We start from the raw sequence: 16392 nt of genomic DNA on the forward strand, positions 1-16392 counted from the left end.
GCAGCTAATGTCAGTCCTCGTGTCCACCCCTGATCGCTCCATCGAAGACGGCTCCGGGAACGACGACTGGTCGCCCGAGGACGACGAGCTGCAGCATCACGTCCCGCTGCCCGTCGAGCTGCCACTGACCGAGAACATCGCCGACGCGGCCCTCGATCTCAAGACGCAGGTGGTGCGGTTCTTGGCGACGGGTGTGCTGTCGGCGATCGTCGATCAGGGCGTCAATCTGATCCTGCATTTCGTGTTCGGCGTCGGGGTGACTCTGGCCAAGGCAATCGGGTTCGTGCTCGGCACCACCACGGCGTACCTGATCAACCGTCGGTGGACGTTCAACGCGGCACCGTCCCGCGCTCGGTTCTTCGCCGTCGTCGCGTTGTACGGAGTCACCTTCGCCGTCCAGGTCGGGATCTACACCTGGCTCTACCAGGTTCTTCCCGACGGCTTCTGGTACGCCAACGTGGCATTCGTCGTCGCGCAGGGAACGGCGACGGTCATCAACTTCCTGGTGCAGCGGTTCGTGATCTTCAAAATTCGGTAACTGTTGTGGGGCGCTAAGTTTCCTTGATCCCGGGCCGAAGTCCTGGTTCAATATGGCCCCAGGAGGGGAGTATCCCCCAGCAGCTTCGTCGTCACCACGGCCCGGCAATCCGGGCCCGGCGAGCGGCCCGCATCGGGCGGGAGAGACCTCCAGTTCACCGAACTGGAGGTTGTCATGTCCGTTCCATTCTGGGCTTGGGTGGCAGTACTCGGCTTCATCGTCGCCATGCTTGCGGTCGATTTGTTCGCCCATCGGCGAGCACACGTCATCGGAGTGCGCGAAGCGGCTGTCTGGTCCGGTATCTGGGTCGCTTTCGGCGTTGGATTCGGAGTACTGATCTGGGCCACCGCCGGTGCCGAGTTCGGCCAGCAGTACTTCGCCGGCTACCTGATCGAGAAGTCGCTGGCGGTCGACAACGTGTTCGTGTGGGCCATCATCTTCACGTATTTCGCGGTGCCCAGGGAGTTGCAACACCGCGTCCTGTTCTTCGGCGTACTCGGTGCGCTGGTCTTTCGTGGCATCTTCATCGCCGGGGGATCTGCCCTCATCGCCAGCTTCAGCGCGGTGCTCTACCTCTTCGCGGCCTTCTTGATCTTCTCCGGATACCGCATGGTGCGTCAGCGCAACGAGCATCTCGATCCCGAACAGTCTCGTACGCTGCGGTTGTTCCGTCGCTACGTTCCCATGACCGACGCGTTCTACGGGCAGAAGTTCGTGGTGCGCATCGGGGGCGTTGCGTTGGCCACTCCACTGTTGGCGGTGCTCGTACTCGTCGAGGTCACCGACATCGTCTTCGCTGTCGATTCCATCCCGGCGATCTTCGCCGTCACCGACATCCCCTTCCTGGTGTTCACCGCCAACGCATTCGCCATTCTCGGACTGCGGGCGATGTACTTTCTGCTCGCGGACCTGATGCACCGATTCGTGTATCTGAAGGTGGGACTGGCGTTGGTCCTGATCTGGGTCGGCATCAAGATGGCACTCAAGGTCGACGTGTTCTACATCCCCACCGCCGTCTCGCTCGGTGTCATCTCGTCGATTCTCGCGGTCTCCGTGATCCTCAGTTTGCGAGCCACCCGAGGGCAGGATGCGCACCCGCAGGTCGACCAGTCGGCGTCTCCGTTCCGGACGGCGACGGAAACGGAACTTGCTGCGGCTCAACCTTTGTGGAGCACGCGCGGTCGACGGAAAGACCGTCTGTAGCCTTCGCATCGGGTGTTGGGGCGACGCCGCACGACCGCGGTGTCGCCCCAACAACGACCAACTCAGAAGGTGGGCAGGTTTCCTGCTTCGAGGGCTTCGGTGAGGGTGGGGGCGGCTTTGTCTTTGGCGGAGAGCTCGTAGGTCAGAGGCGATCCGTCGCGGCCGGTGGTGGGCCAGTCGATGCCCAGGGCGGGGTCGAGGGGGTTGATGTCGCGGTCCAGTGCCGGGGTGTACTCGAGGCCGCACAGATACATGACGGTGGAGTTGTCTTCCAACGACAAGATGGCGTGCCCGAGGCCTTCGGAGAGGAACACCGCTTTGCGGTCGATGTCGTCGATCAGCACGCTGTCCCATTGCCCGAACGTCGGGGAGCCGACGCGCAGGTCGACGATGACGTCGAGGAACGCTCCACGGGCGCAGGTGACGTATTTCGCTTGCCCGGGTGGGTTGCTGGTGAAGTGGATACCGCGCAGCACTCCGGCGGCGGAGACCGAGCAGTTCGCCTGCTTCAGATCCAGGGCTCGCCCGGTGGTCTCCTCGAACAGGCTCGCTTTGAACCATTCGAAGAACACGCCGCGGTCGTCACCGAACTGGCGTGGGGTGTATTCGTAGGCACCGGATATCTTCAGTTCACGAAAGGTCATCTGTTTCCTCGGTCGATCAGGTCCAGCAGGTAGCGGCCGTAGCCGGATTTGACGAGTGTCTCGGCGCGGGCGCGCAGTTCGTCGTCGGTGATGAATCCTCGTCGCCAGGCGACTTCTTCGGGGGACCCGATCTTGAGTCCTTGGCGTTGTTCGATGGTGCGCACGTAGTTGGAGGCGTCGAGGAGGGAGTCGAAGGTGCCGGTGTCGAGCCAGGCGGTGCCGCGGGGGAGGACTTCGACCTGCAGGCGGCCGGCGTCGAGGTAGTGGCGGTTGACGTCGGTGATCTCGTATTCCCCGCGGGCGGAGGGGGCGAGGTCGCGGGCGATGGCGATGACGTCGTTGTCGTAGAAGTACAGGCCCGGGACGGCGTAGTTCGATTTCGGGGCGGCCGGTTTCTCCTCGAGGGAGATGGCTTTGCGGTTCGCATCGAATTCGATGACGCCGTAGGCGGTGGGGTCGGAGACCTCGTAGGCGAAGACGGCGCCGCCGTCGATGGTGTCGAAGCGTGAGAGTTGGGTGCCCAGGCCGGGGCCGTAGAAGATGTTGTCGCCGAGCACCAGGGCGGCGGAGTCGGTGCCGATGTGATCGGCTCCGAGGACGAAGGCTTGGGCGAGGCCGTTGGGTTCGTGTTGGACCTTGTAGGTCAAGGAGATGCCGAATTGGGAGCCGTCGCCGAGCAGGCGTGCGAACTGGTCGGCGTCCTGAGGCGTGGTGATGATGAGGATCTCTCGGATGCCGGCGAGGATCAGGGTCGAGAGGGGGTAGTAGATCATCGGTTTGTCGTAGACCGGGACCAGCTGTTTGCTCACTCCCATAGTGATCGGATGAAGCCTTGAGCCCGTGCCGCCCGCCAGAATGATTCCCCGCATGAGCCCGAAGTCTTCCAGACCCTCCGATCACCCGCTCGGTCGTGCACCTTCGTTCCGGCGCGCGAGGTGGCAACTGCCCATAGACTCCGGCCAGCCCTGCCCCGTTCCGACGGAACCGCCCGTCGACCGAACAAAGGACAAGCCACGTGACGACGAGTAGCCAGATCGCCACCGGTGCCACTCAGATCACCGAATTGATGGCCGGAATGACCGACGCCGAACGCGCGTCGGCCACGCCCTGCACGGAGTGGACAGTCGCTGACCTGACGGACCACCTGGTGCACACCGCGGCCAACCTGGTGACGATGGCGCGAGGTGGGGAGATCGACTGGTCGGCCGCACCCGAGCCCTCCTCGGATCCGGTTCCGCTGTGGACCGCCCGGACCCGCGAACTGCTGACCGAGCTCGACGCAGGTTCACCGCTGCCGGCCGGCATGGTCGCTGCTGAACTTTCGGTGCACGCGTGGGACCTTGCGACCGCGCTCGGGCGCGGTACCGACGACTTCGACCAGACCGTGGCGGAGGAGGGGATGGTGTTCATGTCGGCCAATATGACCGATGAGCGCAGGGGTGGTGCCTTCGATCCCGAGCAGCCTGCACCCGACGGAGCAAACGCGTACGAGCGCATCGCGGCTTTTGCCGGGCGTACTGTTCGACGGTCCTGACACGTCCAGCGGCGCTCACTGCCACGGGATTCGATAGGGCTGAGACAGGGCTTCGGTCGTCGATGTCGGCCATTCCGACGGCCACACGATCAGCGGATCGGCTGTGAGCTCGTCCACCTCCGGAGGCAGCGGATTCGCGTCCACCTGGATTCGTTCCCAACTGCATTCACCCGACGCGACGCGGCGTGCGTAGTGGAACAGGTCGGCCGACGCTCGCGGTGAGGACGCCACGCGGGCCAGTAGTTCCGTTGTGACGGTCCGGGTTTTCAGGTCTGCGTTCGAGGCGCGTGTACGCATGGCTTCGAGCTCTCCGCAGGATGCCATCAGTCGGTCGTAGGCAGCGCGGGCGTGCGGAGGCAGGGACTCGATCATGCGTCCCTCCATGGTTCGTCGCCGGTGCCGACGGAGAAGTCCTCGTCCGGTGTGTCGAGTACCGGTCGGATATCCGCGGTCTTGCCCGCTTCGACGGCTTGCTTGCCGTAGTCGAGGAGGTCGTTCAGCGGCCGCAGTGTGTCGTCGATCTTCTGGCCCACCTGGCCTTCGGGGTCGCCGAGCGCGTCGAGGAACCCGCCGAAGTCGTCGACCACCTGCTCGATCTTCACAATGAGATCCTTGGTCAGATCCATTGTCGTCAAGCATATTTCGATGATGCTCTCCACCTGCCATGTAGTGCCGACCACCGGCACTTTCTTGAGCACGACCTTCAGCGCACCGCGGGCGTTGTCGAGGGCCACTTCGGACTCGAGCAATTCGACGATCTTGCGGACCACTGCCAGCGCTGCGCCACGAAGTTGCTCGGCGATGGCTGTACAGATTGCGGCGATCGTTCGGCCGGCATGCCCTTCCCATCGCATTGCGGCGAGTTGTCGGTCGGCATAGTCGGTGAATGCCTGTGCGGCTGCACCGTTCCAGTGACCGTCGACGCGGCGTACTCCTGCAGCCAACGACTCTGCTGCGGCTTCCATGGCGTCGCCCGCAATCTGGTACGCCTGACCGATTCGACGGATTTCGTTCCAGTTGCCGGTGACAGGAATGGTCGCTTCGCGTAGCGGACTCCACCCGGAGAGTTCGAAGATCGTTCGGTCGATCTCGCCGAGCCACTCGGAGGCATCGGCGAGCACGTCGCGGATGTCGTCGATGGCGGGATTGGTTGGAGGATAATCGATTCCGTGAGGATGACTGTAGTCAGCGGCACCGTCGAATTCGTCTACATTCCCGGCCGCGGCGTGATCCGAACTCCCGCGGTCGCTGCCGGGTAGCGGTGGCACAGATGTGTGGGCGTTGAGCAGGTCGTAGTTCTTTCGATCTTGATCGGCATACAACCAGGCAGCTTTGTTCAGCTCGGCCCCCATCTCGCCGCAGTTGGCCGACAGGTGAACGTGTCGGGTGCGGGTCATCTCTTGGAAGCGCGCGATATACGGACTCAGCTTCTTCAGAATTTCTCCGACCACGTTCTCGCCGAGGCCCGCGTTGTCGAGCAAGTAGTGGTGACTGGCCAGGGTATCGGCACCGATGCGATCGAGAAGATTACCGAGACCGGCGATGTTCGCCGCGTCCGCCGAAAGGAGTTCTTTGGTCATCGCGTCACCCCGCCGGGATCGGTACGGCGGAGTGTGGAAATGATGTCTTCGACGACCGAATGATCCACTGCCCCGTCGACAGCGAGGTCCAGCTTCACGAAGAACACGGCGACCGTCGCCGTCGCGAACCCGGGCACGGCAACAACATCGAACGTCCCCTTCGTGGGGTCACAGTCGGCTCGCTTGTGCACGCTCGATGCCGTGACGGTGTATCGCACAGCCGGCCCGCCTGCGACCTCGATGTCGCTCGGCTGCGAGTACTCGATTCGAGGCGGTGCGGCGGAGTCGTCGCCGAAGATGATCTCTGCGCCTCGTGCTGCGTCGAGCGCTGCGGTGTGCAGATCCATCGCGCGGCGCCCGGTCATGCCGGACATGGCAAGCGTCGACCCGTCGGATTCCGGGCAGTAATTGCTCCCGAAATCTCCGATCGAGCCGTAGACGACCGATCGACCGGCATTCGACCAACCCGCGATTCCGGTCGAAAAGTTCCGCCACTCTGCTGGTATGTCGTAAGTCCAGCCGAATTTGGTGGCGATGGGCTGCGGCTGCCCGTCGGGCACCTCGATTTTCGGTGGCGGGCGTTCCATCGACGGAAAACCCGGCGGCAGGGGCGGCGGCACTGTCGTCGAGCCCGTGGGTCTGGGTGACACCGGTGGCAGAGTCCGTACACCCTCGTACGGTTCCGGCACTTGCGGAGCCAGCTGCGGAATTGCCCACATGAACCCGAACAGCAGCGTTGTCAGTGCCGCGAGGCGGACAAGAATTTTTCCCAGACCCATTGACGTACTCCCCCCGAAGTCGAACAGAAGCTAGCACGCGCGCCCGACAAGAACGGCCCGCACGACCCTCCACCGGTAAAGTGCCTGTTCATGAGAATTCTCGTCACGGGTGGGGCCGGGTTCATCGGCGCGAACTTCGTACATCAGACCCTCGCGCAGCGCCCCGACTCCCAGGTCACCGTGCTCGACAAGCTCACCTACGCCGGCAACAAGGCCTCTCTGGACCCCGTCGCCGATCGCATCGACTTCGTGCACGGCGACATCGCCGACGCCGATCTCGTCGACCGCCTCGTCCGCGAGACCGATCTCGTCGTCCACTTCGCCGCCGAATCCCACAACGACAACTCGTTGACCGACCCGTGGCCGTTCGTGCACACCAACGTCATCGGAACCACCACGTTGCTCAATGCGGTCCGCGAGCACGACGTCCGCTACCACCACATCTCCACCGACGAGGTCTACGGCGACCTCGAACTCGACGACCCGGCGAGATTCACCGAATCGACCCCGTACAACCCGTCGAGCCCGTACTCGTCGACCAAGGCGTCAAGCGATCTGCTGGTGCGCGCGTGGACCCGATCGTTCGGCGTCCGCTCCACCATCTCGAACTGCTCCAACAACTACGGTCCGTATCAGCACGTGGAGAAGTTCATCCCGCGTCAGATCACCAACATCCTCAGCGGCTCACGCCCCAAGCTCTACGGTGCCGGCCAGAACGTGCGCGACTGGATCCACGTCGACGACCACAACAGCGCCGTCTGGGCCATCATAGACGGTGGCCGCATCGGCGAGACCTACCTCATCGGAGCCGACGGCGAAGCCAACAACCGCACCGTCCTCGAAGCGATCCTCGAAGAGACCGGCCACGAGCCCGATGCCTTCGATTTCGTCACCGACCGCCCCGGCCACGATCTGCGCTACGCCATCGACTCGACCAAACTCCGCACCGAATTGGGTTGGACACCAACCTATGTCGACTTCCGAGCAGGGTTGAAAGCGACCGTCGACTGGTACCGCGACAATGAGCAGTGGTGGCGACCGCAGAAGGACGCCACCGAGGCCGTCTATGCGACGAAGGAGTCCGTACTGCCTTAGCTGCTGCGCGACATCCGATGTCGCAGCAGCAGGTACACGGCTCGCCGCATGAACGAGGTCATGAGTGCCTTGGCGTTGCCGATGCGAACGTCACTGTCGGACAACAACGTCGGGTCGCTCGCCTGGAGGGAGCGGTGGAAGTCGGCGGCCTGACGGGCCTGCTGGGTGGCGAGCTCGACGCTCCACTGTCCCGAGTTGATGCGAAACGACGCCAGCGGCTGGGGAATGGCAACGATGTCGCCGCGCAGCGCTACCGCAATGAAGGTGGCCTGGTCGATCAGGTACGGATGACTGTTGTCCCACAGTCCGACTGCGCGCAGTTCCGACAGCTTCATCATGACGCCGCCGGGTTCACCGAAGATGTTGGCTCCGGCCCGAACTGCCGTTCTCGCGGCCACTCGACCCGACGTCTTTCCCTGTAGTCCGCCGAGTCCGCGCGCGGCGATGACGGTTTTGCTGTTGGCGTCGATCAACGTGCGTTGCGCGGCGACGAGTACCGCGGTCGGATGGGCGTCGAAAGCCTGAACCTGGGCGGCGAGCGCGGTGCGGTGGATGGTGTCGTCACCGCACACGAGTTTGATCAGCTCGCCCGACGCTTCTTCGGTGACGCGATTCCAGTTGGCCTGTGCCCCGCCGCCCGCGGGTGTGGTGAGGAGTCGAATGCGTGGATCGTCGTACTTCTGGGCAACGGCCAGGGTGCCGTCGGTCGACGAGTGGTCGGCAATGACCAGCTCGAAGTCCGTGAACGTCTGGGCGAGAATCGAATCGATGGTCTCGGCCAGGTATTCGGCGTTGTTGTACGCCGGGACGACGACGGAAACTCGGGGTGTCATGGTGTGGGGTCCTGGCTCTTTCTGCGAAACGAGAAGTCGCGGTAGCCGAAGAAGCTGACGACTGCCATCACTGCTGTGACGACCAATTGGGAAGGGATGGGCGGGAAGTGGAACACCGAGACAGCGAGGGTCATCAGTGAGATGTTGGCGAGGAACGCTCCGAAGTTGACCACGAAGAACCGGAGCAGATCTCTGAAGAAGTGCCCGCGAACGCGAAACACGAGGTAGCGATACATCGCGAACGCGCACAGTACGTTGCAGAGATACCCGAGCACGATGGCGGCGTGGTAGCCGTATCGCTCGCCGATCAGCAACTGCCACACGATGAACCATGCGGTGCCCAGTGCGGTGTTGACGCCGCCGACGAGCAGAAATGCGATCTTCTGATTCTTGACGATGCGCATCAGTGGTCCCGGTGCACCGTTCATGCCGGCCGGAGGCGCGGGAGTCTGCGGTTCGGTCATCGGCCCACCGCCAGTGCCTGACGCGTCGCGAACAGGGTCGAGGCGATACCCGCAGGCAGTGTGCGGTGGGTGCGTCGATCGATCTGCGGCCAGACGTTCGACCGCAGTCGTAGGTCGCGTCCTTGGAACGCCGCGAGGGGAGAGGCCGCCAGCACTACGTTGGGGCGTCGACGAAAGACCGTTCGGCAGGCACCGAGAATGGAACCGATGGTGACGGCCTCACCCGAGGCGAAGATCTTGACGGTCGGAGCGATACGTCGTTCGGCGGAGACGGTTAGGGCGTCGGCCACCATTTCGGCGGCGTCGCTGACGTAGAGGTAATCGCGCAGGGTGTCCATGGGGACGTAGATCGACACCGGTGAGGCCATCAGGTATCCGCGGCACAGGTGCGAGATCAACCCCTGAGGTTTCGCGAGATTCTGTCCCGGGCCGTAGAGGTTGGCGAATCGGCCGACGACAACGTTGACCCCGGTGCGGATGCCGAATTCGGTCGCGACCGACTCGGACTGCAGTTTCGCGAAACCGTAATCGCCCAACGGGATCGGCGGTGTTTCTTCGTCGTGTGGGGCTCCCGGTGCGCCGGCGTAGACGCCTCCGGCAGACGACGCGAGAAACACCGTTCCGGTGTCCGCGCGGTCCGCAGCGACGGACTCGATCCGGGCCAGTACGGTCCGGATCAGATCGTTCTCTTCGGCGAATTGTGCTGCGCTGGTGCCGTTCACGCCGGCTCCGGCGGCCCAGACGACGTTCCACGCGCCGGTCCGGAACGAGTCGAAGAAGGCCGAACAGCGTTGCAGCAGAGTTTCTTCGGCCAGTGACCGGTCGGACCACGGGATTGCACTGGTGTGCACGTGATGTCCGCGTCGTCGAGCTTCCCGCGTCACCGATGCGCCGAGCAGTCCGCCGCTGCCGACGACCCAGGTGTGCGTCGTCGCGCTCACGCCGGCGGTGCGGGATCGGTCGACGGTTCGGTGCGTCCGAGCGGCCCGTTTCCAGGGTCGGTCACGATCAGGTAGGGCGGCTTGCCCATGGCGGTCTTGACGTTGACGCCGACGTACTCGGCCACCACTCCGAGCGAGAACAGGGTGGCTCCGAAGCCGAACAGCAGGATCACCATCGTCGATGCCCAGCCTCGCACTTCGGCACCGGAATCGAAGACGAAGTACGACACCAGCACGTAGGCGACGAGAACGAGGCCCAGTAGCGCGAAGGCGATGCCGATGAAGGACACCAGCCGCAGACCTTTGGTGCCGCTGGAGAGCACCATTCGCCAGAAGTGCGACAGAAGCGTCCGCAGCCGGTATCCCGATCGACGGTCCACTTCTTCTCGCAGGGCCACCGGGCTCGTCGTGACGTCGCCTGCAATCCACCCGAGTGCGATGTCGAGGTATGCCTCGGAGCCGGCGTAGGCGGCAACGGATCGACCGACTTCGCCGAGGACCAGGCGGTAGCTCTGGTAGTCGACGGTGTTGTCTCCGGCCAGAGCCTTGGCGATGAGCCACTTCGCTCCGCGTGAGGCGGCGTTGCGCCAGAGTCCGTGCGGTGCGACGTTCGTCGGCTTGGCGTAGACGACGGTGGATTGCCGGTCGAGGGCGGTATCGAGCATGCCGCCGATCGCGGCCGGGTCATGCTGGCCGTCCTCGTCCATCGTGACGATCCACTCGCCGCCGCTCGAAGCCATGCCGGCGAGGGTGGCCGGGTGTTGGCCGAAGTTACGACTGAGCCACACGCCACGAACGAACGTATGCGCCTCGGTCAGCTGCCGGATCACGGCTGCGGAGTTGTCGGGTCCGTGATCGAACACGAGGAGAACTTCTTCGACGATCATCGGCCGCCCGAGGGGCGTGTAGGTGACCTGCGTCAACGGGATGATCTCGTCCATCAGCGCGCTGAGCGTCCGTTCGCCCTGGTAGACCGGAACCACGATGGAGATGCGGTGCGGAGCAGCAGCGTCGGACGTCACGAGGTCTGACCCTATCTGCTGGACGTCGTACTGCCGAACTCCGGCGCGGAGGGGCGTCGACGTCGTCGAACATCGAGTACGACCAGGCCGATCAGCACCATCACCCCACCGGCCATGGCAGCGAGTCCGAGTCGTTCACCGGGCGGCCGGAAAGTGAGTTCCAGGTCCGCTGCGTCGGTGCCGGGCGGCAGGTCGACGTACAGGAAGATATCGGCCAGGCCTTTCGTCTGCAGCGGCTCACCGTTCAGAGTGGCGGTGTAGCCGGGCCAGGCCAACCGCGAGAAGACGACGCTGCCGCCGGCGGGCGCGGAGACGGTGACGTGCTCGGAGTCCGCGTCGGACGAGATCGGGTCGGCGGAGGCGTTCACCGTCGCTACGACGCGTCCCGACGCGTCAGGAATCAATCCATCGACGCGTTCGAGGACGTAGACCTGCCGAGCGGAGTCGGGGGTGGGCGCGGTGACCCACTGCCAGCCTGCGGGCGCGGCCTCCCTCTCGGCCAGCGGATACTGCAGTTTCTGCAGCACGACGCGGTCCAGCTGCATCAGATCGGCATAGGTCTTGCCGGTGTACGGCTCGATCTCGAAGAGCCGATCGAAGGCGTCGGTGCAGGTCGAACCCTCGTGCTCGAAGCACAGCAGGTTTGCGAAATCGAGGTAGCCGACGGGGGTGTAGGCGTTGACGTAGTCCAGGCCCATCACCTTGGCGGAGTTGCCGTAGACCTGCGAGTGCCACGGCAACTGCGGGTCGTCGGGCCCGTCGGCTTCGGTCTCGGTCAGCGCACGACTGCCGAGCTGCAGCGTCGAGCCCTGCCACTGCGGGAACTGCGCCTTGGCCTCGGACTGCGAGGTGGGGAGCCACCATTTGGCGAACGGCGGTTGGTACCCGGCCACCTGGTACATCGCGATCGGCGCGATCGTGACCAGGATCAGCGCGGCGGTGGCCCGGGTGGAGAAGCGGTGGGCGAGCAGCAGGGCGAGTGCGCCGACCAGCAGGATCGCGAGCGCAGCAACAATGTGGCGGCCGAAGAACTCCGGACCCGACGAGCCGGCACGCAGCAGCAACACCAGCGTCAGCAGGCCGGCGGCGAGCAATCGGGGCCGCAGCTTGTCCAGAGTTCCGTATCGGCTGATCAGGGTGACGACGAGGATCAACGCGACGATGGCGACGAAGGGGAGGATGCGCGCGGGCCAGCGGATGGGGCCGATATCGCTGGGGCCCGCGGTGAAGACCAGCGCGAACGCCAACAGAATCAGTGGTGCGGCCAGCTCACGCAACGCCGTGGGCACCCGACGCCACGCGATGAACGCGAGCGCAGGGACGAGGAACCAGGCGATGTAGGTGACCGGGGACTCGGTGGTCTCGCCTGCCCACGATTCGATGCTGGTCACGGCCGTCGGGATGCTGGCGGTCAACGATTCCGACCACGGTGCCGTCAGGAAGTTGTCGTTGAACGTTCCCTCGTCACCGCTGCGCCAGGTGACCGCGGAGGTCAGTACTCCCGGCAGAAAGGTGACGGCCCCGCAGGCGGCCGCGGCGATGCCGACGCTGCACACCTTCAGCGCCGGACGCCACAGGCGCTGGAACAACCGTTCGCCGATCGCGACCGAGCCGATCATGACTCCGGCCATGACCGCGGCGTGGACGTATCCCACGCTGATGGCCAGGTAGAGGAACACGAACGGCACGACGGGGCCGCTGTGGCCGCGGGCGTACTTCACCGAGCTCGCCCATGCGTTGGTGATGTACGCGGTGCCGATGAGGGCCGTCACCCACGAGGTGTTCTCGAAGAACAGGGTGAAGCCGACGAACGGCGCGCTTGCGCCTGCGACAGCGGCCCAGTTCGCGCGTGCCCCGTAGACGAGCGCGACGCGGTACACACCCCAGGCCAGCAGGATCGAGAAGCCGAGTTTGACGACCGTCGCGAGCAGGACCAGGTTGTCGATCGAGGGCGAGACGTAGTTGATCGCCATCTGCACCGGGTTCCACAGTCCGCCCTGGCCTTCGACGGGATAGTTGCCCGCCATCCACTGATCGAGCACGAGGGACGGGAAGTGACCGTCGCGCATGATGCGCCCGAGTTGAAGCCAGTTGGGGATGGCACCGGATTCGGTGTCGTCGATGTAGAAGAAGCGAGGGTCGACGCTGAGCACCAAGAGATAGCCCAACACGACGACGGCCGCAATCGCCGCTCCCCATACGAGGCGCTCTCGTCTGCTGTCGGGCAGGGAGCTGCTCGCGATCTGGGTATCCGTGGTGGGCAAGGGTCAACTCCGTGAGTTCGGGCAAAGACACCCGACTGTAGCTGTCGCCTTGCTCCCGAGCCGAAACGCCGACGCATGCACCACGCAGATGTCCGCAGGAAAGCGGCTATTGCGAGTGACCACTCTCTAAGTTACTGTTTCGTCATTCTATGACGGAGGTCACATGAACCCGAACATTCCTTTCGATGTCGTCATCGCCGGCGGAACCGTGTATGACGGATCCGGCGGCCCTGGAGTTCGGGCGGATGTGGGCATCGTCGACGGCGTCGTGCGGGCCGTGTCGTCCACTCCCCTCGAGCCGAGCGCGACGACCGAGGTGGTCGATGCCACCGGCAAGTGGGTCACGCCGGGGTTCGTGGACGTACACACCCATTACGACGCAGAGGTGTTGGTCGGGCCGGGTCTCGAAGAATCCGTCCGGCACGGGGTCACGACGGTTCTCCTGGGTAACTGTTCGTTGTCGACTCTCTATTCCACTCCGGTCGACATCGCGGATCTGTTCAGTCGGGTCGAGGCGCTGCCCCGCGATCATGTGCTCAAGGCCGTCGATGCGCACAAAAATTGGAACAGTCCCGACGAGTACATCGCAGCGCTCGAGCGCCTGCCTCTCGGTCCCAATATCGCTGCATTGGTTGGGCATTCGGATCTGCGCGCGCACGTCATGGGATTGGACCGCTCGACCGATCGCAGTCAGAAGCCCACCCGCGAGGAGTGGCGCGCCATGTCCGACGCGCTCGAGAAGGCGCTCGATGCCGGGCTGCTCGGAATGTCGACCATGACGAACCCGTGGGACAAGTTGGACGGCGATCGATACCGGTCTCGTTCGTTACCGTCCTCGTATGCGCGGTGGAGCGAATTCCGTTCTCTGCACAAGATTCTGCGTCGACGCGGTCGGTTGTTGCAGAGCATTCCGAACCTGAATACCAAGTACGACATGTTGTTCTTCCTCGCCTCGGCCACCGGGGTCGGCCGCACTCCGCTCAAGATCTCGTTGCTGGCGGCGGCCGATGCCAAGGCGTCGCCGTGGATCCATCGCGTCTTCGGCCCGCTCGCCCGGATGGTCAACGGCCCGGGCAAGGGTCAGTTCCGCTGGCAGCACCTCCCCACCACGTTCGACGTGTATTCCGACGGCATCGATCTCGTGGTGTTCGAGGAGTTCGGCTCCGGCCGCGCCGCACTGCATCTGCGAGAAGAGTTGGGACGCAACGAGTTACTGTCGGACGAGGCCTACCGCCGCTGGTTCCGTGCCGACTTCGAGAAGAAGTTCAGCTCGCGCGTCTGGCATCGCGACTTCGCCGACGCCGAGATCACCGAATGCCCCGACGCCTCGGTCGTCGGAAAGAACATCGCGGAGGTCGCGGCCGAACGTGGTGTGCACGTGGTGGACGCGTTCCTCGATCTGGTGGTCGAGCACGGCCGAAAGTTGCGCTGGCACACGACGGTTGCCAATCACCGCAAGCGGCAGATGGACAAGCTGATCAATCAGCCCGGGGTGACCGTTGGTTTCTCCGATGCCGGCGCTCATCTGCGCAACATGGCGTTCTACAACTTCGGCATTCGGTTGCTGCACCGCGTGCACGACGCGCAAAACGATCGCCGGCCGTTCATGACCGTGGAGAAGGCAGTGCACAAGCTCAGCGGCGAACTGGCCGACTTCTACGGTGTCGACGCCGGTCACCTGCGGGTGGGGGACCGTGCCGATATCGTCGTGATCGACCCGGAGGGCCTGAACGAGGATGTCCTGGCCTATCGCGAGGAGACCATGCCGGAATTCGGTGGCCTGAGCCGCATGGTCAATCGCAACGACCGAGCGGTCACCGCCACTCTGGTCGCGGGCCGAGTCGTGTTCTCCGGCGGCACCTTTGCGCCCTGGTTCGGTGTGTCGGAGCGGGCCGGTAGCTTCCTGCGGGCAGGCACTCCCACGGCCCCGCGACGCCGGGAGCGTGTGTGAGTGGCGAGTCAACACCAGCGTCGAACCGAGACCATCGGAAAACTTCTCGACGCGACTATTTCGTCGTTGTGCGAGAAGGGCTACGCCGCAACCAGTGTCAGTGAAATCGTCAGCCGGGCCGGGGTGTCGTCCGGGGCCATGTTTCGACATTTCGACACCAGGCTCGACCTGATCGTCGCCGCAGCCGACGAGGTTCGTCGACGTCAGTTCGAGGAGTTTCGCCGCGGCCTGTCCGGTTTCGGTAGCGCATCCATCGAGCACTGTCTCGAACTGCTCAGAGCAGCGTGCCGCGCCCCGATCAACGGGGCCTGGTACGAGCTGTTGACCGCCGCCCGCAGCGACAACGAGCTGCGAGAGAGACTGCAGCCCTTCACCGTTCGATATCACGAGCAGATCGCCGAACTTGCTCGTGCGCTTCCCGTTGCCGGCGTGATCGATCCGCAGCATCTGGAAACGGTGGTCTTCAGCGTCGTCCACCTGCTCGACGGCGAGGCGTTGGCAGCCGTGGTCCATCCGCAGCCCGAGCAGGAAGCCATGCGGTTGAAGATGATTGCTCACCTGTTGCGTGGCGGCGCACTGCATGCCCTGACCGACGCGGGATGACCCACTGGACGGTGCGCATCGCCGGTGCCGAGCTTCCCGTCTTCGAATACGGGGACCCGGCCGCGAAGTCCACAGTGCTGCTGGTGCACGGCTATCCCGACAACCGTCACGTGTTCGATCCGCTGATCACCGCGCTCGGTGACACGGTCCGGGTGATCGCCTACGACACTCGAGGCAGCGCAGCGTCCGTGTTGGAGCCTGCGGCAGACGTCGCCATCGAGCAGCTGGCGCGGGACGCCTTCGCGGTGGTCGAGTCGATTCCGGGCCTCACCGGCAAGGTGCACGTCTTCGCCCACGACTGGGGGTCGGTCCAGATGTGGGAGGCGATGGCCTCGCCTCGGGCGAGCACCGCATTCGCGTCGTACACGTCGGTGTCGGGGCCGAGTCTGGATCATCTGCGGCAGGTGGCACGGGCGCGGTCGGTCCGGCCGCATCGGTGGCCGTCGCTGGTGGGGCAGTTGGCCAGGTCCTGGTACGTCTTCGGGTTTCACGTGCCCGTCCTGCGAACGCGAATACCGGCTCTGCTGGCCCGACTGCAGGCCGAGGGCGAGCCGACCCCGACGGCTACCGACCAGCAGCGCGGCATCGCGCTGTACCGGGCCAACGTGCTGCGGCGTGTGCTCCGTGGGCCCGATCCGCGATGCGTCGTCCCGACCACCGTGGTGGTCCCGACACACGACCCGATGCTGTCGACGAACCTCACCGAGGGTCTCGATCGGTGGATCCCCGACCTGCGCGTCGTTCACGTCGAGTCGGGCCACTGGTGGCCGTACACGCACCCGGCCGACGCCGCTCGGGTGCTGATGGAGAGGGTTCGGGAAGGGGAGTAGGTGGCGGGCAGTGCGGCGAGCGTCGGACGGATCGGCCGTGGGCTGTGCAACCATGGTCAGTGGTCTTCTTCTCGGTACGGCCACACCTGTGATCGCTCGAACTGTCACTAC

Annotated in this window: 17 protein-coding genes; 7 read left to right on the top strand and 10 right to left on the bottom strand. The window is 64.5% G+C overall.

The features are described from left to right. Positions 1 to 19 precede the first annotated feature (19 nt). Both CH268_RS11720 and CH268_RS11725 read left to right on the top strand, forming a co-directional pair. Positions 20 to 538: a GtrA family protein gene (locus CH268_RS11720; RefSeq protein WP_080733317.1), complete on the top strand. Its 519-nt coding sequence runs from the start codon at positions 20 to 22 to the stop codon at positions 536 to 538. 174 nt (positions 539 to 712) lie between these two features. Continuing rightward, entirely contained in the window at positions 713 to 1741 is a 1029-nt protein-coding gene (locus CH268_RS11725) for a TerC family protein (RefSeq protein WP_094664172.1), read from the top strand. A 62-nt stretch (positions 1742 to 1803) separates the two neighbouring features. Here the strand turns inward: CH268_RS11725 and CH268_RS11730 are convergent, their stop codons facing one another. Together CH268_RS11730 and rfbA are read right to left on the bottom strand one after the other, a co-directional pair. Next, entirely contained in the window at positions 1804 to 2385 is a 582-nt protein-coding gene (locus tag CH268_RS11730) for a dTDP-4-dehydrorhamnose 3,5-epimerase family protein (protein ID WP_094664174.1), read from the bottom strand. Then, positions 2382 to 3254 carry a glucose-1-phosphate thymidylyltransferase RfbA gene (rfbA, locus tag CH268_RS11735; protein ID WP_094664176.1) on the bottom strand — a complete coding sequence of 291 codons (873 nt, stop codon included), beginning with the start codon at positions 3252 to 3254 and terminating at the stop codon, positions 2382 to 2384. The genes CH268_RS11730 and rfbA overlap by 4 nt, the downstream gene beginning before the upstream one ends. Before the next feature lie 146 nt (positions 3255 to 3400). Between rfbA and CH268_RS11740 the strand changes: the two genes are divergently transcribed. Beyond that, the gene (locus CH268_RS11740; protein ID WP_051364928.1) at positions 3401 to 3919 is read left to right on the top strand and encodes a maleylpyruvate isomerase family mycothiol-dependent enzyme; all 519 of its coding nucleotides are present in this window, start codon (positions 3401 to 3403) and stop codon (positions 3917 to 3919) included. A gap of 15 nt (positions 3920 to 3934) precedes the next feature. On the opposite strand, the gene CH268_RS11745 is transcribed toward CH268_RS11740, so the two are convergent. Genes CH268_RS11745 through CH268_RS27895 form a run of 3 tightly spaced genes read right to left on the bottom strand, consistent with a single transcriptional unit; the run spans position 3935 to position 6278 of the window. After that, positions 3935 to 4291 carry a hypothetical protein gene (locus CH268_RS11745; RefSeq protein ID WP_141215135.1) on the bottom strand — a complete coding sequence of 119 codons (357 nt, stop codon included), beginning with the start codon at positions 4289 to 4291 and terminating at the stop codon, positions 3935 to 3937. Beyond that, a complete protein-coding gene (locus CH268_RS11750; protein ID WP_094664180.1) occupies positions 4288 to 5499 on the bottom strand; it encodes a WXG100 family type VII secretion target in 1212 nt (403 codons plus the stop codon). Before CH268_RS11750 ends, CH268_RS11745 begins: the two co-directional genes overlap by 4 nt. Further along, positions 5496 to 6278 carry a hypothetical protein gene (locus CH268_RS27895; RefSeq protein ID WP_176457923.1) on the bottom strand — a complete coding sequence of 261 codons (783 nt, stop codon included), beginning with the start codon at positions 6276 to 6278 and terminating at the stop codon, positions 5496 to 5498. Before CH268_RS27895 ends, CH268_RS11750 begins: the two co-directional genes overlap by 4 nt. 90 nt (positions 6279 to 6368) lie before the next feature. On the opposite strand from CH268_RS27895, the gene rfbB reads away from it, so the two are divergent. Continuing rightward, the gene (rfbB, locus tag CH268_RS11765) at positions 6369 to 7373 is read left to right on the top strand and encodes a dTDP-glucose 4,6-dehydratase (protein ID WP_032366771.1); all 1005 of its coding nucleotides are present in this window, start codon (positions 6369 to 6371) and stop codon (positions 7371 to 7373) included. On the opposite strand, the gene CH268_RS11770 is transcribed toward rfbB, so the two are convergent. Genes CH268_RS11770 through CH268_RS11790 form a run of 5 tightly spaced genes read right to left on the bottom strand, consistent with a single transcriptional unit; the run spans position 7370 to position 12897 of the window. After that, on the bottom strand, positions 7370 to 8206 hold the full coding sequence (locus CH268_RS11770) for a glycosyltransferase family 2 protein (RefSeq protein WP_032374163.1): 837 nt from the start codon (positions 8204 to 8206) through the stop codon (positions 7370 to 7372). The genes rfbB and CH268_RS11770 overlap by 4 nt on opposite strands. Beyond that, entirely contained in the window at positions 8203 to 8670 is a 468-nt protein-coding gene (locus CH268_RS11775; RefSeq protein ID WP_032374162.1) for a GtrA family protein, read from the bottom strand. The genes CH268_RS11770 and CH268_RS11775 overlap by 4 nt, the downstream gene beginning before the upstream one ends. Then, positions 8667 to 9611: an NAD-dependent epimerase/dehydratase family protein gene (locus CH268_RS11780; RefSeq protein WP_094664186.1), complete on the bottom strand. Its 945-nt coding sequence runs from the start codon at positions 9609 to 9611 to the stop codon at positions 8667 to 8669. The genes CH268_RS11775 and CH268_RS11780 overlap by 4 nt, the downstream gene beginning before the upstream one ends. Further along, entirely contained in the window at positions 9608 to 10603 is a 996-nt protein-coding gene (locus CH268_RS11785) for a glycosyltransferase (RefSeq protein ID WP_032374278.1), read from the bottom strand. The genes CH268_RS11780 and CH268_RS11785 overlap by 4 nt, the downstream gene beginning before the upstream one ends. 41 nt (positions 10604 to 10644) lie before the next feature. Further along, on the bottom strand, positions 10645 to 12897 hold the full coding sequence (locus CH268_RS11790) for a hypothetical protein (RefSeq protein WP_094664188.1): 2253 nt from the start codon (positions 12895 to 12897) through the stop codon (positions 10645 to 10647). A 163-nt stretch (positions 12898 to 13060) separates the two neighbouring features. Between CH268_RS11790 and CH268_RS11795 the strand changes: the two genes are divergently transcribed. Genes CH268_RS11795 through CH268_RS11805 form a run of 3 tightly spaced genes read left to right on the top strand, consistent with a single transcriptional unit; the run spans position 13061 to position 16281 of the window. Then, a complete protein-coding gene (locus CH268_RS11795) occupies positions 13061 to 14848 on the top strand; it encodes an N-acyl-D-amino-acid deacylase family protein (RefSeq protein WP_094664191.1) in 1788 nt (595 codons plus the stop codon). Further along, a complete protein-coding gene (locus CH268_RS11800; RefSeq protein ID WP_094664193.1) occupies positions 14849 to 15451 on the top strand; it encodes a TetR/AcrR family transcriptional regulator in 603 nt (200 codons plus the stop codon). Next, on the top strand, positions 15448 to 16281 hold the full coding sequence (locus CH268_RS11805; RefSeq protein WP_094664195.1) for an alpha/beta fold hydrolase: 834 nt from the start codon (positions 15448 to 15450) through the stop codon (positions 16279 to 16281). The genes CH268_RS11800 and CH268_RS11805 overlap by 4 nt, the downstream gene beginning before the upstream one ends. The last annotated feature ends 111 nt before the right edge of the window (positions 16282 to 16392 follow it).

It is taken from the genome of Rhodococcus sp. 06-1460-1B (genome assembly GCF_002258475.1).
Lineage (GTDB): Bacteria > Actinomycetota > Actinomycetes > Mycobacteriales > Mycobacteriaceae > Rhodococcoides > Rhodococcoides fascians.

What these genes read in the sequence shown, in the direction of transcription:
- CH268_RS11745 (WP_141215135.1), bottom strand. Translation starts at nt 4,291, where the DNA reads ATGATCGAGTCCCTGCCTCCGCACGCCCGCGCTGCCTACGACCGACTG.
- CH268_RS27895 (WP_176457923.1), bottom strand. Translation starts at nt 6,278, where the DNA reads ATGGGTCTGGGAAAAATTCTTGTCCGCCTCGCGGCACTGACAACGCTG.
- CH268_RS11750 (WP_094664180.1), bottom strand. Translation starts at nt 5,499, where the DNA reads ATGACCAAAGAACTCCTTTCGGCGGACGCGGCGAACATCGCCGGTCTC.
- CH268_RS11770 (WP_032374163.1), bottom strand. Translation starts at nt 8,206, where the DNA reads ATGACACCCCGAGTTTCCGTCGTCGTCCCGGCGTACAACAACGCCGAA.
- CH268_RS11725 (WP_094664172.1), top strand. Translation starts at nt 713, where the DNA reads ATGTCCGTTCCATTCTGGGCTTGGGTGGCAGTACTCGGCTTCATCGTC.
- CH268_RS11730 (WP_094664174.1), bottom strand. Translation starts at nt 2,385, where the DNA reads ATGACCTTTCGTGAACTGAAGATATCCGGTGCCTACGAATACACCCCA.
- CH268_RS11795 (WP_094664191.1), top strand. Translation starts at nt 13,061, where the DNA reads ATGAACCCGAACATTCCTTTCGATGTCGTCATCGCCGGCGGAACCGTG.
- rfbA (WP_094664176.1), bottom strand. Translation starts at nt 3,254, where the DNA reads ATGCGGGGAATCATTCTGGCGGGCGGCACGGGCTCAAGGCTTCATCCG.
- CH268_RS11805 (WP_094664195.1), top strand. Translation starts at nt 15,448, where the DNA reads ATGACCCACTGGACGGTGCGCATCGCCGGTGCCGAGCTTCCCGTCTTC.
- rfbB (WP_032366771.1), top strand. Translation starts at nt 6,369, where the DNA reads ATGAGAATTCTCGTCACGGGTGGGGCCGGGTTCATCGGCGCGAACTTC.
- CH268_RS11775 (WP_032374162.1), bottom strand. Translation starts at nt 8,670, where the DNA reads ATGACCGAACCGCAGACTCCCGCGCCTCCGGCCGGCATGAACGGTGCA.